This window comes from Bacillus sp. JJ1609 (assembly GCF_036967045.1).
Taxonomy (GTDB): Bacteria; Bacillota; Bacilli; order Bacillales; family Cytobacillaceae; genus Mesobacillus.
This window is the reverse complement of record NZ_JBALSS010000012.1, coordinates 58,356-82,722: the sequence shown is the minus strand read 5'-3', so window position 1 is coordinate 82,722 and position 24,367 is coordinate 58,356. Positions and strand designations below refer to the sequence as shown.

General features: G+C 39.1%; 29 protein-coding genes, 1 tRNA gene and 1 pseudogene. 23 read left to right on the top strand and 8 right to left on the bottom strand.

Going from position 1 to position 24,367, the window contains the following annotated elements:
- The first annotated feature begins 24 nt into the window (after positions 1 to 24).
- Both V7654_RS11295 and V7654_RS11290 read left to right on the top strand, forming a co-directional pair.
- Complete coding sequence (locus V7654_RS11295) at positions 25 to 168, top strand: DUF2639 domain-containing protein (protein WP_335430428.1); 144 nt, start codon at positions 25 to 27, stop codon at positions 166 to 168.
- Between the two features lie 314 nt (positions 169 to 482).
- The gene (locus V7654_RS11290; RefSeq protein ID WP_335430427.1) at positions 483 to 647 is read left to right on the top strand and encodes a hypothetical protein; all 165 of its coding nucleotides are present in this window, start codon (positions 483 to 485) and stop codon (positions 645 to 647) included.
- Between the two features lie 39 nt (positions 648 to 686).
- Here the strand turns inward: V7654_RS11290 and V7654_RS11285 are convergent, their stop codons facing one another.
- Positions 687 to 1,247 carry a GNAT family N-acetyltransferase gene (locus V7654_RS11285; protein WP_335430426.1) on the bottom strand — a complete coding sequence of 187 codons (561 nt, stop codon included), beginning with the start codon at positions 1,245 to 1,247 and terminating at the stop codon, positions 687 to 689.
- A 291-nt stretch (positions 1,248 to 1,538) separates the two neighbouring features.
- Positions 1,539 to 2,663 (bottom strand): amidohydrolase, encoded by a 1,125-nt coding sequence (locus V7654_RS11280; protein WP_335430425.1) that lies wholly within the window; start codon positions 2,661 to 2,663, stop codon positions 1,539 to 1,541.
- A gap of 187 nt (positions 2,664 to 2,850) precedes the next feature.
- Between V7654_RS11280 and V7654_RS11275 the strand changes: the two genes are divergently transcribed.
- The 8 genes from V7654_RS11275 to dapF all read left to right on the top strand — a co-directional run bounded on the left by V7654_RS11275 (position 2,851) and on the right by dapF (position 9,260).
- On the top strand, positions 2,851 to 3,171 hold the full coding sequence (locus V7654_RS11275; RefSeq protein ID WP_335430424.1) for a DUF4870 domain-containing protein: 321 nt from the start codon (positions 2,851 to 2,853) through the stop codon (positions 3,169 to 3,171).
- 98 nt (positions 3,172 to 3,269) lie between these two features.
- Positions 3,270 to 3,470, top strand: a complete 201-nt coding sequence (locus tag V7654_RS11270) for a PLD nuclease N-terminal domain-containing protein (RefSeq protein WP_335430423.1) — start codon at positions 3,270 to 3,272, stop codon at positions 3,468 to 3,470.
- A complete protein-coding gene (locus tag V7654_RS11265) occupies positions 3,470 to 4,378 on the top strand; it encodes an ABC transporter ATP-binding protein (protein ID WP_335430422.1) in 909 nt (302 codons plus the stop codon). Before V7654_RS11270 ends, V7654_RS11265 begins: the two co-directional genes overlap by 1 nt.
- Entirely contained in the window at positions 4,375 to 5,154 is a 780-nt protein-coding gene (locus V7654_RS11260; RefSeq protein WP_335430421.1) for an ABC transporter permease, read from the top strand. The genes V7654_RS11265 and V7654_RS11260 overlap by 4 nt, the downstream gene beginning before the upstream one ends.
- A gap of 284 nt (positions 5,155 to 5,438) precedes the next feature.
- A complete protein-coding gene (locus V7654_RS11255) occupies positions 5,439 to 6,827 on the top strand; it encodes a S8 family peptidase (RefSeq protein ID WP_335430420.1) in 1,389 nt (462 codons plus the stop codon).
- Positions 6,828 to 6,916: 89 nt separating this feature from the next.
- Positions 6,917 to 7,732, top strand: a complete 816-nt coding sequence (locus V7654_RS11250) for a hypothetical protein (protein ID WP_335430419.1) — start codon at positions 6,917 to 6,919, stop codon at positions 7,730 to 7,732.
- 134 nt (positions 7,733 to 7,866) lie between these two features.
- Positions 7,867 to 8,148: a four-helix bundle copper-binding protein gene (locus tag V7654_RS11245; protein WP_335430482.1), complete on the top strand. Its 282-nt coding sequence runs from the start codon at positions 7,867 to 7,869 to the stop codon at positions 8,146 to 8,148.
- 131 nt (positions 8,149 to 8,279) lie between these two features.
- Entirely contained in the window at positions 8,280 to 9,260 is a 981-nt protein-coding gene (dapF, locus tag V7654_RS11240) for a diaminopimelate epimerase (protein ID WP_335430418.1), read from the top strand.
- 119 nt (positions 9,261 to 9,379) lie between these two features.
- Here dapF and V7654_RS11235 read toward each other — a convergent pair whose 3' ends face one another.
- Both V7654_RS11235 and V7654_RS11230 read right to left on the bottom strand, forming a co-directional pair.
- Complete coding sequence (locus tag V7654_RS11235) at positions 9,380 to 9,898, bottom strand: GNAT family N-acetyltransferase (RefSeq protein WP_335430417.1); 519 nt, start codon at positions 9,896 to 9,898, stop codon at positions 9,380 to 9,382.
- A gap of 25 nt (positions 9,899 to 9,923) precedes the next feature.
- Complete coding sequence (locus V7654_RS11230; RefSeq protein WP_335430416.1) at positions 9,924 to 10,376, bottom strand: MarR family winged helix-turn-helix transcriptional regulator; 453 nt, start codon at positions 10,374 to 10,376, stop codon at positions 9,924 to 9,926.
- Between the two features lie 139 nt (positions 10,377 to 10,515).
- Here V7654_RS11230 and V7654_RS11225 point away from each other — a divergent pair.
- Positions 10,516 to 10,665, top strand: a pseudogene (locus tag V7654_RS11225) (YitT family protein); the annotation flags it as partial.
- A gap of 228 nt (positions 10,666 to 10,893) precedes the next feature.
- Here V7654_RS11225 and V7654_RS11220 read toward each other — a convergent pair.
- Positions 10,894 to 12,726 carry a DNA ligase D gene (locus V7654_RS11220; protein WP_335430415.1) on the bottom strand — a complete coding sequence of 611 codons (1,833 nt, stop codon included), beginning with the start codon at positions 12,724 to 12,726 and terminating at the stop codon, positions 10,894 to 10,896.
- A gap of 135 nt (positions 12,727 to 12,861) precedes the next feature.
- On the opposite strand from V7654_RS11220, the gene V7654_RS11215 reads away from it, so the two are divergent.
- The 5 genes from V7654_RS11215 to V7654_RS11195 all read left to right on the top strand — a co-directional run bounded on the left by V7654_RS11215 (position 12,862) and on the right by V7654_RS11195 (position 16,515).
- Positions 12,862 to 13,707: a Ku protein gene (locus V7654_RS11215; RefSeq protein WP_335430414.1), complete on the top strand. Its 846-nt coding sequence runs from the start codon at positions 12,862 to 12,864 to the stop codon at positions 13,705 to 13,707.
- Between the two features lie 108 nt (positions 13,708 to 13,815).
- Positions 13,816 to 14,712 (top strand): NAD-dependent epimerase/dehydratase family protein, encoded by an 897-nt coding sequence (locus V7654_RS11210; RefSeq protein ID WP_335430413.1) that lies wholly within the window; start codon positions 13,816 to 13,818, stop codon positions 14,710 to 14,712.
- 186 nt (positions 14,713 to 14,898) lie between these two features.
- Positions 14,899 to 15,432: a hypothetical protein gene (locus V7654_RS11205; protein ID WP_335430412.1), complete on the top strand. Its 534-nt coding sequence runs from the start codon at positions 14,899 to 14,901 to the stop codon at positions 15,430 to 15,432.
- 30 nt (positions 15,433 to 15,462) lie between these two features.
- Entirely contained in the window at positions 15,463 to 15,990 is a 528-nt protein-coding gene (locus tag V7654_RS11200; protein WP_335430411.1) for a metallophosphoesterase family protein, read from the top strand.
- A gap of 135 nt (positions 15,991 to 16,125) precedes the next feature.
- The gene (locus tag V7654_RS11195; RefSeq protein WP_207499578.1) at positions 16,126 to 16,515 is read left to right on the top strand and encodes a hypothetical protein; all 390 of its coding nucleotides are present in this window, start codon (positions 16,126 to 16,128) and stop codon (positions 16,513 to 16,515) included.
- A 34-nt stretch (positions 16,516 to 16,549) separates the two neighbouring features.
- Here V7654_RS11195 and V7654_RS11190 read toward each other — a convergent pair whose 3' ends face one another.
- Together V7654_RS11190 and V7654_RS11185 are read right to left on the bottom strand one after the other, a co-directional pair.
- On the bottom strand, positions 16,550 to 16,855 hold the full coding sequence (locus V7654_RS11190; protein WP_335430410.1) for a DUF6509 family protein: 306 nt from the start codon (positions 16,853 to 16,855) through the stop codon (positions 16,550 to 16,552).
- Between the two features lie 124 nt (positions 16,856 to 16,979).
- Positions 16,980 to 17,600: a LysE family transporter gene (locus V7654_RS11185; protein ID WP_335430409.1), complete on the bottom strand. Its 621-nt coding sequence runs from the start codon at positions 17,598 to 17,600 to the stop codon at positions 16,980 to 16,982.
- A gap of 315 nt (positions 17,601 to 17,915) precedes the next feature.
- Between V7654_RS11185 and V7654_RS11180 the strand changes: the two genes are divergently transcribed.
- Positions 17,916 to 18,122, top strand: coding sequence for a cold-shock protein (locus tag V7654_RS11180; protein ID WP_207499575.1), 207 nt, complete (start codon positions 17,916 to 17,918; stop codon positions 18,120 to 18,122).
- A 94-nt stretch (positions 18,123 to 18,216) separates the two neighbouring features.
- Here V7654_RS11180 and V7654_RS11175 read toward each other — a convergent pair.
- A tRNA-Leu gene (locus V7654_RS11175) sits at positions 18,217 to 18,300 on the bottom strand.
- A gap of 202 nt (positions 18,301 to 18,502) precedes the next feature.
- Here V7654_RS11175 and V7654_RS11170 point away from each other — a divergent pair.
- The 6 genes from V7654_RS11170 (at position 18,503) to V7654_RS23925 (ending at position 24,157) form a co-directional block, all read left to right on the top strand.
- The gene (locus V7654_RS11170; RefSeq protein ID WP_335430408.1) at positions 18,503 to 19,135 is read left to right on the top strand and encodes a LysE family transporter; all 633 of its coding nucleotides are present in this window, start codon (positions 18,503 to 18,505) and stop codon (positions 19,133 to 19,135) included.
- A 316-nt stretch (positions 19,136 to 19,451) separates the two neighbouring features.
- A complete protein-coding gene (locus V7654_RS11165; RefSeq protein WP_335430407.1) occupies positions 19,452 to 20,204 on the top strand; it encodes a DeoR/GlpR family DNA-binding transcription regulator in 753 nt (250 codons plus the stop codon).
- Positions 20,201 to 21,112: a 1-phosphofructokinase gene (gene pfkB, locus V7654_RS11160; protein ID WP_335430406.1), complete on the top strand. Its 912-nt coding sequence runs from the start codon at positions 20,201 to 20,203 to the stop codon at positions 21,110 to 21,112. Before V7654_RS11165 ends, pfkB begins: the two co-directional genes overlap by 4 nt.
- A gap of 15 nt (positions 21,113 to 21,127) precedes the next feature.
- Positions 21,128 to 22,987 carry a PTS fructose transporter subunit IIABC gene (locus V7654_RS11155; RefSeq protein ID WP_335430405.1) on the top strand — a complete coding sequence of 620 codons (1,860 nt, stop codon included), beginning with the start codon at positions 21,128 to 21,130 and terminating at the stop codon, positions 22,985 to 22,987.
- Positions 22,988 to 23,105: 118 nt separating this feature from the next.
- Positions 23,106 to 23,897: a DUF2935 domain-containing protein gene (locus tag V7654_RS11150; protein ID WP_335430404.1), complete on the top strand. Its 792-nt coding sequence runs from the start codon at positions 23,106 to 23,108 to the stop codon at positions 23,895 to 23,897.
- Between the two features lie 167 nt (positions 23,898 to 24,064).
- The gene (locus tag V7654_RS23925) at positions 24,065 to 24,157 is read left to right on the top strand and encodes a putative holin-like toxin (RefSeq protein ID WP_438825285.1); all 93 of its coding nucleotides are present in this window, start codon (positions 24,065 to 24,067) and stop codon (positions 24,155 to 24,157) included.
- Positions 24,158 to 24,367: the final 210 nt, after the last annotated feature.

Here is a 24,367-nt window from a genome sequence, read left to right as displayed (position 1 = left end):
AAACCATTTTAGGAGGGCTCAAACATGGCTTATGAAGGGTCAAAAGGATGGTATATTAAGGAATTGAAGAAAATGGGAATCACTAAGCATCCAATTGAAAAACGGAAACTTGAATTATATAAGACGTTTGTAGTCCGAAGCTTATATTTCGAACTATCAAAGAAATAGATAATAATATTATTATGTAAACTTATTTCTTTTCAGTATATATTTTTTAGTCTGTGTTAAAGGTCATTGTTGATTTTTAGCACCTGTTGATTGGAGCAAAAGGCAGCGATACTCTTCTGAATTGCTAAGCGATGCCATTGAGACTGAAGCAACAGGCAAGTTATAAATGAATAAATAAAAAAGAATAATGGCAGAAATGATGGGCAAAATAGTATCAAATAAAAAATACCCCAATAAATTATCTAATAATTGTTATGATTTTGTTAAATGCCACCCGGAAATCTAGCTGCGTTTTTAAGCGAGGAGTGATAAAGATGGGAACAGGATTTAATTTGAATAGGATCAATCCAAACCAGACACAGATTTTCTTTGAAGACGGAAGGTATGAAACCTTAACAGATGACGAACTTGAAGTATTTTTATCGGAAGCTTCATTATCAGACCGGGTTGAATTGAATCTTCAGGACCCAATGAACTAAAAACCGCCCTGATGGACAGGGCGGTTTCTAGATTTATTATTAAGCTTCAAGCAATTGTACATTCTCTTCTTCGTGCGGTACCGTTCTTTTTAAATACAAGGTATATTGGTCTTTAGGAATTTCATAAAGGTCATAAATATCTCCATTAGCATTAAGCTGTTCGTAGATTGCCTGTCGAGTTTCATTAGCCTTTACTACATATGGAAGTTTTTCAGCAGCTTTAATAGACCTGATATTTACTTTTCTTATGCGCATGAAAATCGTTTCCAACCCAAGCTCATAAAAAAGTTCCTGAAAAAATGCATCCTTCGCCAAGTTGTTATAACCCTTCCCATGGTAGGGCTTACCTAGCCATGTACCTAAAAAGCCAGCACCTTCCTGAACATCAAAAAGATTAATTGTCCCAATAGGGGTTCCCCATTCGTCCAATATGGTGCGAGAAATCAGCTCGCCTCTTTCTTCAGCTTCAATTGTCTGTTTTGTAATAAAAACAAACTCATCATAAGAATAAGCTTTTTGGCGCACAAAAGGGAAGACCTCCGGATGCACCATTAGCTCAAATAGTTCATGACTATCATGAACATCACGTCTTTTGAGCATTTGTATCCCTCCAAAGCAGGGCAGTCTTATCCCGTGCGAATGTAACAACACGGCCACCCTCGAAATTTTTTGTATTGCTAAAAAATTTCGGGGTGGGAATCGAACCCACTAGAACCAGGATACTGGTGGCGCACCATTTGCCTTCCCTAATCACTATCATTTATTAAATTATTTAATATCTTGTTTCCAAAGAGTATCATACTAAAAAAAAATGAAAAAGAAAATAGGTTTTTCACCATTTTTTTTTGCGTTTTTTTGCCAAAAATCTACACGTGTTTTGAGGCTTTTCGACTATTCTCGATAAACGAATTGGCCTTCTATCATTGTCCATATTGGTTTGGCACTGAAATGAAATGGATGATGGCTCCACAAAACTAAATCAGCGTCTTTTCCAGACTCTATACTGCCTACACGCTCTTCAATACGGAGATTCCTAGCCGGAAAAATTGTAATGCCTTCAAGCGCTTTTTGTTCCGATAATCCTTCACGTACAGCGATTGAGGCACAGACATTCAAGTATTGGATTGGGGTGTATGGATGGTCTGTCGTTACAGATACTTCGACTCCATGATTTGTCAATTCCTGATAGGTTTTCCAGCTCTTGTTCTTGAGCTCCACTTTAGATCGGCGGGTAAGCGTTGGACCGACAGATACTTTTAAATTTAATCCTTCTAGTTCTTCGGCAATGAGATGACCTTCTGTACAGTGTTCAATCCGTATATCCAAATTGAATTCTTGTGCAAATCTGATGGCTGACATGATGTCATCTGCACGATGTGCATGAATCCTGACAGGTATTTCCCTTTTTAAAGCCTTTAATAATGGCTGTACCCTAAGAGAGTCAGGGTTATCTGACTTCATTGCCTCATAGAAAGCTTCCCTGAGCATGCCCATAATTCCCATCCGAGTAATTGAATCCTTGTTTCCCATACTATGGATTCTCTTTGGATTTTCTCCAAGCGCAATTTTTAATCCTGCAGTCTCTTGAATGATCATATTTTTGATATTTTTACCTGCCGTTTTTATGACTGAAGTAGTTCCACCAATGACATTTGCACTTCCGGGCATGACATGCGCGGTGGTAATTCCATATTTAATCGCATCCCCAAATGCAGGATCAAGCGGATAGACACCGTCGATTGCCCTTACATGAGGGCTCATCGGTTCAATTGTTTCGTTTGCGTCATTACCTGCCCAACCAGTTCCCTCATCATAAAGCCCTAAATGGGTATGGACATCTATAAAACCGGGAAGCAAATAACCATGAGTACAGTCAATGACCTTATCTCCTGCTTCCATAGCAATGTCATATCCAATCTTCGAGATTTTTCCTTCCTGTATGAGGACATCACATTTAGACTTTGGATCAGTAGTTATTGGTATTACATTTGCATTCTTAAGTAAAATTCGGTTCATTTTATATCCTATCCTATGAAGTTTTTTTATCATTTTATCAGTTTTGCGTGTTTTTGACACCATTGCAGAAAAATTTTATAGGCTCGTGCCCAATCCACCTTCTTTAAGATGAAAACGTGAATTTTATGAAACTTTTTTCGTTATGTTCCGTAAAGTTAGATATAAGAATTTGGAAGGGGAAATGAATATGCCCAAAAATGATGAACGGCTTCTGGCTGCCGGGATTTATGTTATTAGTTTTTTTACTGCATTCTTGGGACCGCTGATAATTTGGCTACTTAAGAAGGACGATTCCAGCTATATTGATTACCATGGAAGAGAATATATGAACTTTTTTATTTCTTATACTGTTTATGGAATTGTGAGTGGAATTCTCGTTATCTTTCTGATTGGAGTATTCATGCTGTGGATAGTAGGAGTGCTTGGAGCAGTATTCACCGTTGTTGGAGCGATTAAGGCCTATGAAGGTCAGGAGTACAGAATTCCCTTTATTTTTAGGCTTTTATAAAGCAAGGAAGTCCGGCATACAAGTGCCGGATTTTTTTTGTGAACGTTTTTTATCCTTGTGCGTCTAATGGATAGGATCAAACGGGGAGGGAATTCATTATGGAATTATTAGAAACGATGAACTGGGCTTTGATCGCTCCTATTCTTGTCATACAGGCAATTTTATTAATCGTTGCACTGGTTGATTTAATAAAAGTAGAAAAAACCAATGGACCTAAATGGATTTGGGCAATCGTCATACTGCTGGTCAATATCATCGGACCAATCCTGTATTTCGTATTTGGAAGGAGAAATCATTAATGGCATTAATCCATGTGGAGAATTTGGAGAAAAGCTTTAAAGATACTAAGGTGATAAAAGGACTCAACTTTGAACTTGAAGCGGGAAAATGCGTAGCGTTGATTGGTGCCAATGGTGCTGGCAAAACAACCACTCTTAAGATGCTATCAGGATTATTAAAGCCCTCGCATGGCAGGATTTGTTTCGAAGGTGAGAAGAAGAGAGATGACATCAGGAAGTTGATTGGCTATCTTCCGCAGCACCCAGTGTTTTATGAGTGGATGACAGCGAGTGAATTTTTGGAATACACTGGTAAATTATCAGGATTAAGCACCAGGGAAGCTAAACAACGTTCATATGAGCTTCTTGAGCTGGTAGGTATTACAGATGCGAGGAACAGAAGAATAAGCAAGTACTCAGGCGGGATGAAGCAGCGTCTGGGGATCGCACAAGCGGTTATTCACAGACCCAAATTAATTATGCTCGATGAACCTGTTTCTGCCCTCGATCCTTTCGGAAGAAGAGAAATACTCGAGCTGCTGGAAAAGCTAAAACAGGAAGCAACCGTTTTATTTTCCACTCATATCCTTAATGACGCAGAGGAAGTGTGTGAGAGCATTTTATTCTTGCATAAAGGTGAAATCATAGAATCCGGGACGATGGACGAATTTAGAGAGAAATACCAGCAGTCAAAAATTGACCTTGTATTCCAAGTAAGCCCAGAGGTTCACTTAAGTACTTTAACTGATCATCCTGAAGTAATCTCCATACAAATAGAAGGTAATAAAGCGAGTATTTTTGTGAATGATCTCAATGCAGTAAAAGGGCTGGTCCTGAACATGGCAGTGCAAAATGATTGGCCGTTGTATAAATATGAAATCAGTTCGATCAGTCTGGAGGATGTTTTTATGAAGGTGGTGGGAAAATGAATCAGTGGTTTACCCTTATAAATAAAGAATTACTGGAGATGGCAAGAAATTATAAATGGATCTGGATCTCGGTATCCTTTATTTTGCTTGGAGTCATCGACCCGTTGACGACATTTTATATGCCTCAAATACTGGATTCTGTAGGAGGTTTACCAGAGGGAGCAGTCATTGAAATTCCTAAACCCTCTGCCAATGAAGTATTTACCATGAGTTTGGGAGAATATCAGACATTCGGTATTTTAATCATTGCGTTATCTACCATGGGAATGGTTGCTGGCGAAAGGAAAAGCGGAGTAGCTCAATTGATTCTCGTTAAACCAGTTTCGCATATCTCCTACATTTCTTCTAAATGGGCCAGTGCCCTTTTAATAATGTTGCTCTCCTTGTTTTTAGGTTTATTGGCTAGCTGGTATTATACAGGAGTTTTATATGATTTCATTCCATTTGGTGATTTTATGTCAGCTTTTAGTTTATATGGTCTCTGGATTGCGTTCGTTGTGACGATCGTTATCTTCTTTAGTTCGATTTTTATTCAACCTGGAGCTGCGGGAGCCGTTTCCCTTGCTATTATTATCATAATCAATCTGATTGGAAGTACCTTTTCACATTTGATGCAGTGGAGTCCAACACAGCTGCTGCAGTACGCTTCTGAAGTACTTGTCTTGGATGCCTGGCCAGATGAAATCTGGCTTGCCACTGGGATTACGTTCTTGTTGATCATTTTGTTGCTAGCTTCTGCAGTTACTGTTTTTAAAAGCAAGGAACTTGCGGGTTAAATTTCTTTCTCTGCACCTGGTCCTTTTTGGATCAGGTTTTTTAATATTTTGATAGGATGTAAGAACTGTTTTTAAATCATGAATTGTCGAAATATTTATTTTTTTGAATCGATAAATGATTCTTTCACCTTATTGCTAGTTTATCGCCAGGGAGAATATTTCAAATTTAATAATAAAATATACCTAAATTTGTTGCTATATCAGCAGTTGAAGTGTCGATAAAACTATATTGAGAAAATTAAAATTTTAAATATAATGAAAATTAAGAAAAAAGGAGGGTTATTATGTCGAAGAGAAAAAAACTTTATGCAGGTACGCTAGCTGTACTTTTAGGTGCTGCTACCATTTTTAATGCCGGAATTACCAAAGGTGAAGCAGAAACTTCTGGAAATAAATATCTAGTCATATTTAAGGATCAACAGGGTCTTCCTGACGGATATGCAGATGCAATCAAAAAGGCTGGCGGACTAATAGAAGATAAATTGGACAAGCTTGGTGCTGTGGAGGTAACTTCTAAAAATGCTAACTTCTTGAATGAAGTCAAGAAGTCCTCGCTAGTTTTAGAGGCTGGTGCAGAGAATATTGTTTACCCTGAACAAACAATTGAAGCAGAGACTGTTGCAGCAGAAGAACTTACAGAAGGTGCTGATTTTTACAACCAATATATGTGGGACATTAAACAAGTAACAAATGACGGAGCGTCATGGAATCTACCTGGAGGTACTGGAAAACCGCTATCTGGAGATGACATCGTTGTTGGTGTCATAGATACAGGAATTGATTATAACCATCCAGATTTAAAAGATAACTACGCAGGCGGGAAGTCGTTTGTTCCCGGGTTTAATGATCCAATCGATCAGAATAGCCATGGAACACATGTTGCAGGCTCGATTGCTGCGAAAGGTAAAGCCCTCGGAGTGGGTCCTGATTTGAAGGTTGCTTCATATCGTGTATTTGGTCCAACAGGCGGAGCGGAAACCGCACATATCGCTGATGCTTTAATGACGGCAGCAGATGATAATGTCGATGTTGTAAATATGTCACTTGGCGGATATGACTGGTTCCAAAATCCAGATTATGCGACAAAAGATATCGTGGCAGATGTACATTTGTTCAACCGCGCGATCCAGTATGCAATTCAAAAGGGAGTTACTGTTGTTGGTTCAGCTGGAAACAATGCGCTGGACTTGAGCAGCCCCGGAAAACTGTCCGGTGAGGATAAGGGTGCAACACATAGAAGCCCAAGCAGCCAGACAATGATCAGAGTCTCCGCCGGAGGAGCATTGAAAAATCTAGCATTTTACTCTAACTACGGTGTTGGTAAAATTGATGTAATGGCTCCTGGTGGAGATTTAGGACCTAACTACGACCCAGCTACTGGTGCAGGCAGAGATAATAGCTATCTTGCATGGAGTACAGTTCCATTACTAGATCCCAAAACAAAAGAAGTGATTGGACACGGATATGGTGGAAAGGGCGGAACATCAATGGTTGCCCCGAAAACTGCTGCTCTAGCTGGGGTAATCATCGCGAAACACGGAAAGGATAATATTTCACCGGCACAGGTAAAAGCGATTATCCAACAATCTGCTGAGGATGTATTCCAGCCTGGCTACGACGAAAAGGCTGGCCATGGATTGATTAATGCAGTTAATGCGTTGAACTTGAAATAATAGTTAGGAGACGGACAGGAACATCCTGTCCGTCTTTTCATTCTGTCGAAAAAATAGAATGAATTTGCTCCTTGTTTAATAGACTTTATATGACGAAACAGATTTTCTTCAAGGAGATAATAGATATGAATATCCAGCAATATTATCAGCAGGCAGCTAATATCAGATTAAACGGTTCTATTGTTTCCGCAGGAATGCTCTCCATTATTTTTACTGTCAGCCTCCTGCTTTCCTGGGATATCCCGTTTCTGGTTGTTGCAGTTCCGTTTTTGTCTGTATGTTTTTTTCAATATAATAGCTATCTTTTATATCGAAACAGATCAGAAGAAAGCAAGGAATCGATAAGTCTTTACGACGAAAAGAATCTTTTATCGCAAAATCACTTAATGATCGCCTTTGCGCCTGCCCCTGCAATAAGGCTTTTATTTTTTACACCTGATGGCATGCTGGCAGGTGAATTGAAAGAGATTGAAATAAAGCTATGGCGCTGGATAATACCTTATTTTATCGATAAAAGGATGGCGAAACAGCTTGGGATTTATGATGCGCATGGGCAGCTGATTGGACGGCTGCTAAGTGATCCTAAAAAAACAAAGCTGGTTAACGATAAAGGTGAGATCGATGGTTTCTTTTATCCACAAAAGAAATCAGGTACTGCTATAGTAGAGGGTGGAAAAAAATTAAAACTAGAGGGGTCAAAAGGGTTGAGTTCCGATTTATTTTTCATGAATGCGAATGGCAGAGAGGCTTTTAAGCTTCAAAAAGGGTGGATGCCGCTGGAGTGGTCACAATTTTTTATTGATGCCAATACCCCGGTTTTGACGTTTGATTATAGTTTATCGACTTCCGAACGGCTTGCTGTATTTGCGGCAGTGGCGCATTATTACGAATACTATAATCATTAGAATATTTATCCATTTTTGATATAGCCGTTTATCTCCGAGTATTTAGGTTAACAAATAAGTAGGATACTCAAGGAGGTAATGTTTTTATGTTGAATCAGCAATATCAAGATTGTATTCAGGCATGCATAGAGTGAATTGAAGCTTGTAATGTATGTTTTGATTCTTGCTTGAAAGAAGAGAATGTGAAAATGATGGCTGAGTGTATCAGATTAGACAGAGAGTGTGCTGAAATTTGTGGCTTGGCTGTAACAGCGATGCAGACAAACAGCCATTTCGTCAAACAGATTTGTGGATTGTGCTCAGAAATTTGTGAGACATGCGGAAATGAATGCAAGCAGCATGACCATGAACATTGTCAAAGGTGTGCGGATACATGCTTCAAATGTGCAGAGGCGTGCAGGAATATGGTTTCTTAAAAAATATCATGTTACAGGACCAGCAGCGTATGCTGGTCTTTTTATTTGTCTTTAAAAATAGAGTTCCTTATTGAACAAATCCATCATTTGTGGCATCTTGTAATATAAAGATGGAATTTGGGGGCAGGAATATGTTAATCGATTTGATAAAATGCCATGGTTCTAATAATGATTTTTTACTTATAGACGAGACCGAAGGAAACTATAAACTGGACGATTTTAAAAGACGGGATTTGGCTTTGGCGCTTTGTGACAGAAATACTTCACTCGGTGCCGATGGCATTTTGTTTATTCGTAACAGCAACGTAGCAGACGCTCAATACCGCATTTTTAATTCAGATGGTACCGAGGCCTCAATGTGTGGGAACGGTCTTCGCTGTGCCGGAAGATATGTTTGTGAAAAGCTCGGTAAAGATGAAGCAATAATAGAAACATTGAAAGCCAATCTTAAAGTGAAAAAGCATGAGGAAATTTTTATCGATATCCCAACCTATCAGGTGGAGATATCTCCAGTGTCTTTTAAATTGGAGGATTTGCCGCTCAAACTCGATCAAGAAACACTTATTCAGGAAAAAATATCGCAGTTATCAGAAGAGTTGACATTTACAGCTCTAGCTGTGCCAAATCCGCACCTGACAGCTATTGTCAGCAAAGAGCAATTAGAGTCTGATTTGCAGGAAGAAATAAGCCAAAAGGTAAACAATCCGAATGAATTATTTCCAGATGGAGTAAATGTAAGCTTTATCAGACTGCTTGAAAAAGGGAGTATATACGTCAATACTTTCGAACGTGGAGTAGGCTTCACAAATGCCTGCGGAACAGCCATGTCTGCCTCAACTCTAGTTACTTGCCTTTTAAATGAAAATGAATTTGAGCAGCCAATTAATGTTTATAACAATGGCGGGATGGTTCAATGTTCTGTCCACAATAATAATGGTGTCTACACGATCGATTTGATCGGTAACGCAACCTTTTTGTACTCAGCGCAGCTAGAAATCGATTTTAATGAGGAAGGTATTGTAGCGGAGGTATTGGAGCAGGAAGATTTCAATGAAGATGCACAATACAGTTTGCTGCAGGAACATGCGAAAAAATATTTGAACCAGTTTTAAAATTACGAGTCTGATTCCTGGGTGGCAATTTGCCCCCAGGATTTTTATTGACTTGATCGATATCAGTTTGGAATAATACGAAAAAAAAGAAGCTGCGCAAATGTGACAGCTCAGTTTAGTTATATGAGTGTTTTGGTCATTATAATGTCCAGTTGTTCTTCATCACCCATATAAAAAGAGTGGGCTCCAGTTTGAACAAACCCCATTTTCGTATAAAAAGCTATAGCATTTTCATTTTTTTCCCATACGCCTAGCCAGATTTTCTTTTTATTACGTTCCACCCCAAATTTCACAGCTTTATTTAGCAGAAATTTACCAAGTCCATATTTTTGAAATTTGTTCTTTATATAAATCCTCTCAATTTCAAGTGATTCATCACCCATTTCTGCAGACTGAGCATCATTGGTATTGACCTTTAAATATCCAGCGACGTCATTATTAAAATATACAAAAAAGAATTGCGAAGAAATATTGGATAATTCTTTTTCTAATTGTTTTAAGTTAAATGCCCTTTCCAAATAGGCATTCATATTTTCGGGTGAATTCTGATCCTCAAATGTCTCACTAAATGTTTCATAACTAATTTCTTGAAGTTTGCGTGAATCTTCAAGGGTACACTTTTTTATATTTATAGTCATTTAAATATGTCGCTCCTTTATATAATCAATAATTTCTCTTGTTTCCCTTTTTTACAAATTCCCAGTCTTTTTCTATATTTTTTCTTACTCTTTGAACAAGATTGAAAATGGTTTCTACTTCTCTTTCGGAAAATCCCTCTAATGCAATGATATTGGAATAATCATTTTCTCTTTTAATAAAAGGATAAACATTTTTCCCTTTCACTGTTGGAAAGAGTTTTTTAATTTTTTTGTTATGTTTATCTTCTTTCTTTTCAATAAAGCCATTAACTTGAAGTTTTTTTATAGCACGAGCTGCTGTTGTTCTATCTACTTTTATCATCTCAGCTAACTTTTCTTGAATGATTCCTGGGTTTTCACATATTCGCACAAGATACAAATACTGCCCTTTTGTTAGTTCATATTCTTTAAATTCTATATTACTTATAGAATCTAACGCCCGTGCTATCATTCCAATTTCTCGAAGAACTTCCTTCATAATTAACTCCTTAGTGCATATTTTTGTTGCAAATGCAATAAAAATGGCATACGTTAAATTTAAACCAACTTTGTTGCATTTGCAACAAAAAATGATAAAGAGATCGAGTAAAGTGAAATATGTTTTTTATGTATAAGGAATTATAATATTAACCCTTGGTATTTCTTTCACATACAATCAGACCTATGAACTTCACCTTTAAATGCGCTTTTGGTAGGAACGTCCATAAATGTTGGGCTTACTGTGGGAAGTTGGGAAATAGTTAATATCTTTACTATTGATAGGTTGTTAATTCGCATATTGTCAATACCTTCTGTATCCCTTCAAAAGGGGTGAGAATAGGTACACTAATTAATCTTTATTTTGCATAAAAATCCCGATATCAATAAAAAGAAGCAGTCCAATTCAGTTGATAATTGGACTGCTAATCGGTGTGCTAATTTAGTTTTTGTACTCGAAAACAGGACCCGTTATTTCAACTTCCAGGAGGTTTTTCGACCTTCCATGCACCTGTATCTTATTTTTTCGCCTTTAATATCTGAAGGACGGGTTCAAAATTTTGTTCATCTTTTACAGTGAAATAGTCGCGGAATGGGCAGCCTTGCTTCTGGACTCTTTTTATGATTGTCCCTAAATGGAAATGTTCAATTCTTAATTCTTCGGTGACCTCATCCCAGAATAGAGGAGTCGCCACACCGGCATGAGATTTGCCCCTTGCTGAATAGGGGCTGACGATTGTTTTGCCCTCAGCATGCTGGACATAGTCTACATACAGCCTGTTGCCTCTGTTCTTTTTCAAGCGTTCAATCGTAAATGAATCCGGATCCTTTGAAACTAGATATTGCGCGATAAAAGAAGTAAATAACCTGGTATCGTCATAGCTAAAAGTGTTGGCAGGAAGCGGAACGTACACCTGAAGCCCTTTATTTCCAGATGTTTTAATAAAACTGATGAGCTTTAATTCATCTAAGACTTCTTTAATATATAAAGCTGCTCTTATTGCTAAATGAAAATACTCCCTTGATGGAGGGTCGAGATCAAAGACGATTTCATCAGGCCCTTTGCTCGAGATCGTTTGAAAGGGAATATGAAATTCAATAGCAATCTGGTTTCCGAGCCAAAGCAGAGTCTTCATGTTGTTGCACACGATATATTCGATTCCCTCTGACATTGCTGTTTCCACAAAAGCAGGAGCATAATCAGGTACATTTTTTTGGTAAAAGGCTTCGCCGAACATGCCATGCGGATAACGAATGACGGTTAACAACCTGCCCTTTAAAAAAGGAAGCATATAGGAAGAAATTTCCCTAAGATAATGAATATAATCTACTTTCCGGACAGAAGGTTCCTCCCATAACGGTTTGTCAGGATGGGTGATTTCAATATCAGGTGGCAGGTTCTTTTGCTGAAAAATAAATTTCTCATATGTACAGGTATCAGGGGAAAGATCGAATCGGAATTGGTGGAAATGCGGCTCGCGAAGCTGGTCTTCATAGATTTCCAAATACTTCACGTCAAGGCAAATCCCCGGTTTAACATAAATATATTGACTGTCTTCATCACTTTTATTTTGTTTGATAATTTGTTGAAGCGCAGTTTTCTCTTCAGGCTTAAAGCCGAAAATGACAAGGCCGATTGAAAATATTTCATTATCCTTGTAGACAGAAATATAAAAATATCCATTTGATTTTTCATAAGCTGTGACAAAGCACGATACATATTTCCAATTTTTCGCTTTGATCCAGGCTTCAGTCCGTTTTCCTTCCACCCATTTGCTATTCGTTCGCTTAGCAACAATCCCTTCACCATCAAATAACACTATTTTTTCCCATAAGCTATCAAGGTCAGTCTCGCTTGGGATTAATTGAATTAAATGTTGGCTTACAGTATCAGGTGCCCTTGGAAGCAGTAAGTCTTTGAATAAAGTTTCGAGCATGGTTCGCCGTTCTTTATATGATTCATTTATTAGGCTTGTGCCTTTAAGTGTAAGGAGATCAAATACCATCAATCTGCAAGGATTCTTTTTGGCAATAAGACCAATACGTTCCTCTGACCTCATTCTTCCTCTAACTTGAATGACACCAAAATTTGCTTTATATTCATTCTCCAGATATACCAACTCAGCGTCCAATTCTAGAGGGAGATACGGTTTGAACCCTTCCTCAAGGGAAAGTAAGAATTCCTTAATTTCAGGGAAAATTGGGAGGAGCGGCTTTCCATTCCGGCTAGTCAGCGCAATCTCATTATCCCATGATAAAACAGCCCTGAACCCATCAAATTTTATTTCATAACGCCACTCATCCCCTCTGGGGATATCAAATGCCAGTGTAGGGAGCATTGGTTTCGGCATCATTTCCATCCTTTCACCAGTCATATTTATATTGTTCCTGTTTATCCACAAACTAGTCCGCTGGGAAAAGTTTTAACGAATGATTAACCGATTCTAAAGCAAATTAGTAATAAAACGATAAGGATGGAGACGTATATGCATACAATCTGGAAAGGAAGCATCAGCTTTGGCCTTGTCAATATCCCCATTAAGCTCCATGCGGCAACTGAAGATAAAGATGTTAAACTGAGGACGCTTCATAAGGAGTGCAACTCTCCAATAAAATATGAGAAGGTCTGCCCTGTTTGTGACAAGGAAGTGAAAAATGAAGATATCGTGAAAGCTTATGAATATACAAAAGGCAAATTTGTCGTCCTTGATGATGAAGATTTGGAAGCATTAAAAAAAGAAAATGAAGAAAAAGCAGTCGAAATCATCGATTTTGTAAAAATGTCTGAGATTGATCCAATCTACTATCAAAGGAGCTACTTCATGTCGCCTAGCGAAAGTGGAGGAAAGGCCTATTCCCTATTAAGAAAGGCGCTTGAAGAATCGCAAAAAGTCGGAATCGCAAAAATCATGATTCGTGCCAAAGAACAACTGGCGGTAATCAGGGTGTATGATAACACGCTCGTGATGGAAACAATTCATTTTCCGGACGAGGTGAGAAAGACCGTAGACGTGCCAAATGTTCCTGAAGAGAATAAGGTCACGGAGAAGGAACTCCAAACGGCAATCATGCTGATTGACCAGCTCACAACAGAGTTTGACCCCGATAAATATCATGATGATTACCGCACTGCCTTGCTTGAGCTAATAGAAGCAAAACGCACCGGAAAAGAACTAGTAACACCAACTGAAAAAGAACCTGTTTCCAATGTAACTGACCTCATGGCTGCACTCCAGGCATCAATTGACCGGACAAAGCCAGAGAAAAAAGAGCCAGTAAAGAAAAAAAAAGCCGCCGCAAAACCAAAAGCAAAGGAAAAAAAGCAAGCTTAAATAATTCAACCGCCGGCCAGCATAAAGCTTGGCCGGTTTTTATGCGAATAAAAAGGAAAAATTGTTTCGGGTGCAGAATAAAATACAGAGATAAAGGGGGAATATCAAATGAGAAAAGTTCTTGTATTAGGTGGCACTCAGTATTTTGGCAAAAAGCTCGTTCAAAAACTGATTGAAGAGGGCGACCAAGTAACAATAGCTACGAGAGGGACAAAGGATGATCCCTTTGGCAATCAAGTTGAACGACTTGTAATAGATCGCGAAAAAAAGGATACAATGGCAGCTGCATTCCTAAACAAAGAATGGGATGTTGTATACGACCAATCATGCTTTTCGCCCATTGAGGCCAGGGATACGGCCGAAGTGCTTAAGGGGAAAACGAAGCGCTATATTTTTACATCAACCCAAGCTGTGTATGAATTTGGAACGCTGCATAAAGAAGAGAACTTTGATGCCAATACATATGAAATAAACTATAGAACACGCAGGGAATACCCAGGATACGAAGGCTACAAGGAAGCTAAGCGCTCCTCGGAAGCTGTGTTCCATCAGCTTGGTTATTTTGATGTTGTTTCAGTCAGGTTTCCTATCGTAGTATCAGATGATGATTATTCAGAACGTTTAAAATTCCATGTCGATAAAATTCTATCAGGCCAGGCAATCGGAATTCAGAATCCTGATTTACGATATAGTTTCATTCATGCAGATGAAGCCGCTGAATTTTTAATGAAAATAGGTGCTTCCGATTATAATGGATCAATCAATCCTGGATCTGCAGGTGACATAAGCCTGCGTGAGCTTATTGATAAAATTGCTCAGCTTGCAGAAAAAGAAGCAATGATTGAAACCGCCATTGCCGCAGAAAATCCATCTCCATATTCATTGCCAGGATCCTGGTCGATCGATACTTCGATGGCAAGCCGACTTGGATATGTATTTAGCCCGCTCGATCAATTGCTTGAGGAATTAATAAGATATTATATTGAAGAAAATAAAGGGGTATGAAAAATAAACCAGGTGCAGTGCATGTACCTGGTTTGGTGTTTCCAAGAATTTTAGAAGAAATCAGCATGGAAGTAAAATGAAAAAATGAAAAAGGTATTTCCATCCAACTGTCAAATTATATAAGAACTAGGTAATTTTGTTTTCCTTGAATGAAAGTAATTACTTAACAGGGGGGCAGGCATCGGCATGGAAAAGAAGAGTAAATGGAAACTGATTTTACCAGCAGCGTTATTCCTTTTGGCTTTTGGATTATATGTAGGCTATTCCAGCTGGGAAACAAAAAATAATGAGGATGTCAGGGAAATCCGCAAAGCAGTGGCTGCCAGTAATGATGCGAATGAGGACATTGCAGTTTTCCAACAAGATTCAGTAAAAAAGGATTTTAAGAGTGTAGGGATTTTTATTTCAAAGTTCCACCAAAAATACAACCAGTCACTTGGCTGGGGTGGAATTGATTCGGTGAAATGGGAGGCCCAAAGGGAGACCGCAGCTGAAATCAATTCCATTTTAAAGAGTATTCAAACAGATAATGGCGATTTGCAAGCGGATTTTGAGGCGATATCAAAATATGCAAAAACGATTGAAGGCGGAGAACGAGATAAAAAGGCATTGCTGAAGCTTCATCGTTACTTCCATGACCTTGACATTGAAGTTAATGGTTACAAAAAGACAAATGATTACTTTGATGTGACTGAATATAAAAGATCTGAGAATGGTTAATCACATCCATGCAGGGTAACATAACAACAAATGGGTAAGAAATGGAGTGAACAGGCAGCAATGAAAATCGTGGTATTGTCTGACACTCATATGCCAAAAAAAGCAAAGAATCTTCCGCGCATAATGATGAAGGATTTGGAAACCGCAGATTACATCATCCATGCCGGTGATTGGCAGACCGTGGAATTTTTTCATGAGCTTAAACAATATGCGCAAGTAATCGGTGTAACAGGGAACGTGGATAGCCCTGAATTAGGAACTCTATTGAATAAAAAAGAAATTCTCATTGCTGGTGATTTTAAAATCGGGATTGTTCATGGACACGGCACTGGCAAAACAACAGAAAGAAGGGCAGTGGACGCTTTTATGATGGATGAAGTAGATTGTATTGTCTATGGACATTCACATATTCCTGTACGAAAGGAATCAAACGGTATCCTGCTGTTCAACCCAGGTTCTCCGACGGATAAAAGAAGACAGAAGGATTTTTCGTATGGTATCCTGACAATCGGAGGGAAAATAGAGGCAGAGCATATTTACTTTGATGACAAGAGTTAAAGAATTGTAAGAATTCATCTTGCAGTACAGATGTTTTCGTCTAAAACGGCCGTTTGGCAATTCAGTCTGTAATTTTTAGAGGCAGTACATATTTTTGCCAGATACTCAAAGCAGATAAGAGGAGTTGCAGTAATCATGAAAACATTTAACGTAAAATTTCACGCAGAAGATCAAGTAGAAACAATGGTTGTCCAGAAGTTAAGTGGTGAAGAATATGAAACAGCTACAGAAGGTGGAACGCGCCATTTATTTGATTTGGATACAAATATCGGTTTTTTTGTATTCTTTGATGCAGAAGATAAAGCGGGGAAAGAATCTTACCTGGTGCTTCAGTATGAGGAAGAAAGTGAAGAGCCATCCAACTGTTATGGCTTCGAATTGAAGGACTTCTATGAATTTTCAGCTCTGTACCTGAATGACTTGGAGTTCAATGAGGAATTGAGCGAAGAGGAATACGGGCCTGTACACCATTTGGCACACCTCCTTTTTCATATTGTCGAAGAGGGAAAAACAGTACAGGTATAATAGCAAATTAAAAAAGAGCATTTACTGCTCTTTTTTAATTTGATTCGTTATCTACTTCAGCATCGAGGTTTTGCATGCAATATGCTTTCACTGCTTCAATCTCTTCATCTTCCAGGTCAAAATCAAGTACTTTTTCTGTTTCCTCTTCAATGAAATAATTTTGAAGAATTCGGCCTTCGCCACCATCCACGAGAAAAATTACTTTTAACAGTATACCTTTCTCTGTATATAGTTCATCTTCCTCGTCTACGATGATATCTAAAAAAAACTCATATCTGTGTCCTTGAAGAAGACCGAATGGATCTTCAAGCAATTCCACAGTATGTCCTGTAATTTCCATGAACAAATCATCCTTTTAATTTTGTCTTTTCTATTATATATCGAAAATATCCTTAACAATCAAGAAATTTAGACAAAAAGTAAAAGAATGCAAGCCTATTCGAACAGCACTCTGTTGTTGTTTCCTATAAGAATAGCTTCAATGCCTGATAACCGAAAAACAAGCCAAAGCCAATTAGTGAAAACCCTGAAATGAAGGAAATGAAGATAAGCAGCTGATTAGTAAGCAGCTTCCGAAAGCTGCTTGAAATGGCTGCCATGACAATATCCCATATGATGAGTCCTGTGATGATGCCAAAGCTATTAATAATCAGTTCCCCAGTTCCGTAGGTGGATGCTGTCTTCGCAAGCACTGAGCCGTATATTCCAAGCCAAAAAAGAATCGTAAGAGGATTGGATATGGACATTAAGAACCCTGTGGAGAATGATTTGAACCCTGATCCGCTGCCTCTGTTTTCCATAACAATCTTACCAGAATTCATGATTGTCTCTATTCCAGTGTACATCAGGACAAAAAAACCAAACAGCCACAGAAAAGACTGCATGTATGATGTCTCAAGAAATCTTACCACTCCAAGATATACAGTAAGCATATAGACAATATCAGCTGATAATGCGCCAAGGCCCAGGAGCCAAGCCTGAAAAAATCCGCTTTTTATTCCCTTGTCCATTTGAGCAGCATTCACAGGACCAATAGGAGCTGCCAGCGATAATCCAAGGAATATGTACCCTAAAAATACGTTCAATTTAACTACCTCCATTAGCCAAAGCGTACAATTTGCTTGTACTATTTCTATTCGGGAATATGAAGGTGTACAACTTATTTTCAAAATAGGTTAAAAATTTGAACGAACGCAAATAAAATTTTGTTGTTAAGCATATAATAGTAACTGTTGTTTAAGGGCAACGCCTGAGGGTTCATCTTTGGTAAAAATAAGAAAGTGTGGTAAAATGAAATAGATATCAACTTTCGCATAATTCATTTATTATAAAAANNTTTTTATAATAAATGAATTTTTTTATCAATGGATCGTCGATTACTTATATAGGAGCGTGAGGAAATGGCATTTGGCAGAAAACCACCTGAAGAGATCGTAACGGCTGAAACGAAAATATGGGTATGTACTTCTGATGATTGCAATTGCTGGGTTCGCGACAATTTTAAGAGCAGCAATGTCCCCGCTTGCCCAATTTGCAAAAGTGATATGGAGCAGACAACTAAAGTATTAGAAGTAGTAAACAACCATAGCCAAAATTTGATTGGCTAAAAATAGCATTTGGATAACAGCTCACGGATGATCCGCGGGCTGTTTCTATTTTTTCATAAATAAAAGTGCCTAAAAGTATAGGCACTTTTATTTATGCGGATGAGAGGACTTGAACCTCCACGGTGTTGCTACCACTAGAACTTGAATCTAGCGTGTCTGCCGATTCTGCCACACCCGCGTAATTATATCTACACGAATTAAAGCATATTAGACATTAATTTAATTGCGCTTTTTCTAAAAATATATATCGCATAACACGAAAATATACTTTTATGAATGTGATTTTTTACGAAATCAGACATAAAAAAGGACGAGCTGTTATAATATCCTAACTCCTGACATAAAATTTACAAAGTTTCTGGATGCTGGGGGACGAGATTTTGAATGTCAGTCTATTAGTTAGCTATATTTTTTTAGGTTTAACATTAGCAGCTCCGATTGGCCCGGTTAATTCAGCAAGATTGGACAAGGGTATTAAAAATGGCTTCTGGCATGCCTGGATTGTTGGGAGTGGATCAATGTTAGCGGATGCTATTTTTATGCTATTGATTTATCTTGGACTTATTAACTTCCTGGACATACCTGTCATTCAAATATTCCTTTGGCTGTTTGGTGGTTTTGTACTAATGTACTCGGGAATTGAAAGCATTGTTAAGGCGAATAATATCGAGATTGCTTTCAGCAGAGGAAAGGAATCATTGTTCAAGTGCTTCTTTACTGGATTTTTAATGTCCATCAGCAGTCCTCTATCGATTTTGTTCTGGCTGGGGATTTATGGTTCCATTCTTGCTAAAACTGCAAGTCAATATGGCAGGGCGGATCTGCTGATATACAGCAGCATGATTTTCCTCGGTCTAGCATTATGGGATATATTTGTAGCAGCCATCACGACCGGCTTCAGGAGATTCCTAAATTTCAGCTGCCTGAGGGCTATTTCTATTTTTTCTGGTCTATCGCTGCTGGGGTTCGGAATGTATTTTGGTTTTCAGGGGATTATGGCAGTACTTAGATAATAAAATATAATCATGTCTTAAACGTTTCCGGGTTTCAGGGAACGTTTTTTTATGGTTTAAGATTTCTTTCTTTAAAAGGGTTAGGGAATATTTAAGATTGTAATAAACTTAACAATAGAATGCTAACTTTAAAAAACAAAGGTAAATAAAATTTATCCTCTTATTGAAGAGGTTTTTTTAGTTTTCTGAAAACAATCAAAAACATTCACTTGAATGACAAATTTAATTAATTATGATTGTTTTTGATAGAAAATGATTGATTTTTGAAATCGATTACATTATTATGAAAATACGAAGCACATAGGAGGTTAGGCTCATGTTGACACCTGAGCGCCACCAGCTCATTTTACAAATAATTAAAGAAAAACCAATCGTTAAAATACAGGAATTAGTCGATTTGACTGAAGCTTCAGAGTCTACTATTCGACGCGACTTAACAGTCCTTGAAGAAGCCAAATTCTTAAAAAGGGTTCATGGCGGGGCAGCCAGGCTGAGAGGCAAGCTTCAAGAACCAAGCATGGTAGAAAAATCAGCCAAAAACCTTCAGGAGAAAAAGCAAATCGCTCAATATGCTGCCAGTTTTGTCGAAGAAGGAGACAGCATTTATCTTGATGCAGGCTCGACCATTCTGGAGATGCTCAATTTCCTTCCAACAAAAGACATAGTAGTCGTTACGAATGGGCTCATGCATTTGCCACACCTTCTTGAAAGGAATATTGAAACCTATGTCATTGGCGGCTATGCCAAGCCAAAGACAAATGCCATCATCGGAAGAGGCGCGTTAGCCAGCCTCGAGCAATATCGATTCGATAAATGCTTTCTTGGCGTAAATGGGGTTCACCCGCATTCTGGCTATACAACTCCTGACCAGGAAGAGGCAATGATCAAACAAAAAGCCATTTCATTGTCACGTGAGGTTTTTGTGCTTGCGGATGATACGAAGTTCTCGGAAGTCGCTTTTGCAAAAATAGCAGATTTACATGAAGCCATCATCATTACAAACACACTGGATGATGATATAAAAGGTCAATATTCTAGTAAAACTTCAATAAAGGTTGTGACACCATGATTTACACATTAACGCTTAATCCTTCTGTAGATTACATTGTCGAAGCAGATGAAATCGTACTCGGTGGATTGAACAGAAGCAAGAATGAAGCGAAATTCCCCGGCGGGAAAGGAATCAATGTATCCCGAGTTCTACGCTCAATGGAGATGGAAAGCAAGGCTATTGGCTTTTTGGGAGGCTTTACTGGAAAATATGTCGAGGAGTTCCTTAATAGGGAAGGCATTTACACAGGATTCATCAAAGTCGACGGGGATACACGAATTAATATTAAACTGAAAGCAGATACAGAAACAGAAATCAACGCCCGCGGTCCTGAGATATCATCTCTTTCATTAGGTTTATTGAAGGAGCAGATCAAGCAGATAGGAAATGGAGATTTCCTGGTGCTGGCTGGAAGCATTCCATCGAGCATGCCAGGGACAATCTACGAGGAAATTGTCCAGATTTGCAAGGATACAGGTGCTGAGGTCATCGTAGATGCAGAAGGCGATTTGCTAAAAACAGTGCTCGAATATCGCCCATTCTTGATCAAGCCGAATCATCATGAATTAGGCCAGTTTTTCAACACGGAGGTTTCATCGACAGAAGAGGCAATTTTCTATGGGAAAAAGCTGATTGAAGCTGGAGCTAAAAATGTCATTGTATCTCTGGCTGAAAAAGGAGCTGTATATATTAACGAAGCCACAGCTTATATCGCATCTGTGCCGAAGGGTGAAGTGAAAAGCTCTGTTGGTGCAGGGGATTCCATGGTAGCAGGGTTCCTTTCCCGTTACATGAAAACGAAGGATCGAAAAGAAGCATTCCGCTATAGCGTTGCCTCAGGAAGTGCCACTGCCTTTTCCATTGGATTATGTACGGATGAAAAAGTAGAAAAGCTTTTGTCAGAAGTAAATATACAAGAATGCTAGTGAGGGGGAAGAGATATGAGAATCACAGAATTGCTTACTAAAGAGACGATTCTTTTAACAATGAAAGCCAATAAAAAACTTGATGCGGTTGATGAGCTTGTAAGTGTTCTCGAGCAGGCTGGAAAAATTACTGACCGAACAATATTTAAGGACGCAATTTTAAAACGCGAAGAACAAAGTACCACAGGTGTAGGTGATGGAATTGCAATTCCACACGCAAAGACTTCCGTGGTAAAGGACGCTGCGATTGTTTTCGGCCGATCTCAATCTGGAATTGATTACGAGTCTTTGGACGGCCAGCCAGCCCATCTTTTCTTCATGATCGCTGCTCCTGAGGGGGCAAACAATACCCACCTTGAAGCACTTGCACGTCTGTCTACGATTTTGATGAAAGCAGACGCCCGTGAAAAATTGCAGAGTGCTAAAAATGAGGATGAGGTATTAGAAATCATCAATAGCTATGACAAGGATGAGTCTGAAGAAAAAGTCGAACGTACGAATAAAAAATTCATTGTTGCCGTAACAGCATGTCCTACTGGCATTGCCCATACGTATATGGCTGCAGACTCCCTTAAGGCAAAAGCAGCTGAAATGGGAGTGGACATCAAGGTTGAGACAAACGGATCCGGTGGCGCGAAAAATGTCCTTACTCCTTCTGATATTGAAAATGCTGAGGCAGTCATTATTGCGGCTGATACAAAGGTTGAAATGGATCGCTTTGCAGGTAAACCGTTGATTGAGGTCCCTGTTGCTGACGGAATCAGGAGACCGAAGGATTTGATTGAGAAGGCTGTTAAAAAAGATGCCCCATTATATCAGGCATCCGGAAATAAGAGCCCTGAAAAGAAAGAAAGCCGTGGCGGTGTGTATAAACATTTAATGAATGGTGTATCTAATATGCTTCCATTTGTTGTCGGCGGCGGGATCTTAATCGCAATTTCGTTTATGTTTGGCTATAACGCGTTCAATCCTGAAGACCCATCATATAATCCAATTGCAAAAGCTCTCATGGACATTGGTGGCGGAAGCGGGGCCTTTGGTCTGCTTGTACCAGTACTTGCAGGATTTATTGCCCTTAGCATTGCGGACAGACCAGGTTTTGCTCCTGGTATGGTAGGCGGTTTGCTTGCAGCTTCTGGTGGTGCGGGCTTCCTTGGCGGATTGATTGCCGGTTTCCTTGCAGGTTACCTTGTTTTAGGCTTGAAAAAGTTATTTGCCGGTTTACCAAACTCACTTGAAGGTATAAAGACCATTTTATTATATCCTTTGTTTGGTATTGCTTTGACGGGCTTCCTAATGGTTTTCCTCGTAAACAAACCAGTTGGTGCCCTGAACCAGGGAATCACTGATTGGCTTTCTGGACTTGGGACTGGGAATGCCGTATTGCTTGGAATCGTGCTTGGATTAATGATGTCATTTGACATGGGCGGACCAATTAATAAAGCAGCATATGTATTCGGCACTGGCCTGCTTGCTAACGGAGTATATGAGCCGATGGCAGCGATTATGGCAGCAGGTATGGTTCCTCCGCTTGGTATCGCTCTTGCTACCACATTCTTTAAAAATAAATTTTCAAAACAAGACCAAGATGCAGGGAAAGCTTGCTACATCATGGGACTTTCCTTTATAACTGAGGGTGCCATTCCTTTTGCAGCAGCAGATCCATTAAGGGTCATCCCTTCTGTAATGGCCGGCTCGGCAGTTGCTGGCGGACTTTCCATGATGTTCAACATCGGTTTAAGAGCACCCCATGGCGGATTGTTCGTAGTGCCGCTTGTTGATGGTGCATGGTTATTATATCTTGCAGCAATCCTGATTGGTGCCGCAATAACAGCTGTACTGTTGGGTATCTTAAAGAAACCAGTCAATAATTAGAAAGCTAGTCGGCAGAAATAATCTGCCGGCTTTTTCCTTGTCAGGGTCTTTTTCATAGAATATTTCCGCAATCCTGCAGATATGATTTTATGAGACGACTGAGAAGGGGGAAGGTAGAATGGTTCAAGGCTTTATGGAAGCTGCTAGATTTGAGCATCGATTCTGGCTCCAGGTGCTGGGGGATCACGCAAGATTTTTGCATGAAGCACTGGCTCCAGTTGAAAAAGAAGAGATTGAGACGGCGAGCTATTTTATTAATACTTTTGACCGTCTTTTAGGGAGAATTGAAACAACTGATCTGGTTCATTTGAGTATGAGGGCAGACGAAGAGGCGAAGAAAATCCGGCAATTCAAGCTGGAGTTAATCGCTAAAATGCTCACAGGCAAGGTGAAAATACATTTTGGGCCAACTTTTGTGAACCATATGGTAAATGAGGTTGAAGAATATATCAGAGTACTTGAATACTTAAAAAAGGGTCAGGTACCGCCAATTTTTCATGAACTCCACCATCATACCGTTTGGCTCCTAGACGCTGCTGGCCATGCAGGAGCTATCCAAAGCAATCTTGATCAGGTGGAAAAGCGATTAAAGACAAGAAGTGAAAAATACATGAAGCATTTTGAAGATTTTTATTTGAAGGCAGTTGAAATGACTGGCTATCTGCGCACGAATTTAACAGCATTTCCTGCCCTTCAAAAAATGAATGCAGACGTTTCATTGGAAATTCAGTTATTCATGAAATTTTTGGATGAGCTAAAAGAGCTGGAACTGACCGAGCAGGCTTTAGGCAGCTTTGCTCCGTTGATGGCTGACCACATGTTCCGGGAGGAATGCTATTACTTATCAAAAATAGCGGAAGCAGCCTCCATGCAGCAGCCTGAATGTAATCCTGGAAATCCAAGGCTATAAGCCGAATAACTAGGGGAGATACTAGATAATATGACATTTTCATCTAGTATCTTAGCCCTAATTTTTCTAAAAATAGAACAGATGTTCTTGTTTTGGACAAGGATATGTTATACTTAAAAGGCAATAGTCGGATCTCAAGGGTGGTCGGCTAGCCCCGCTGAAAGGGGGTGACGCCTTTGACGGTGTTCGAGACCTTTATGGCTATGTTCTCCTTTGCCAGTCTTGTCCTCGCAATATTAACTTTTAGCCAAAAAAAATAGACCTCCCTTGATCTTATACTGAGGGAGAGGTCCAGCTATTACTATGGCCGATCCTCCATGGGAAAGGCTATTGCAAGACTGCCGGTGGGCCAACACTGGCAGTTTTTTTAATCACTTATTAATAAAAGGATACCATACCGAAAAGGCAATGTCACGGCAAGAACGTTTCTTTGCATGAGTCGTTTTGTGAATTGGCAATACTAAACATGC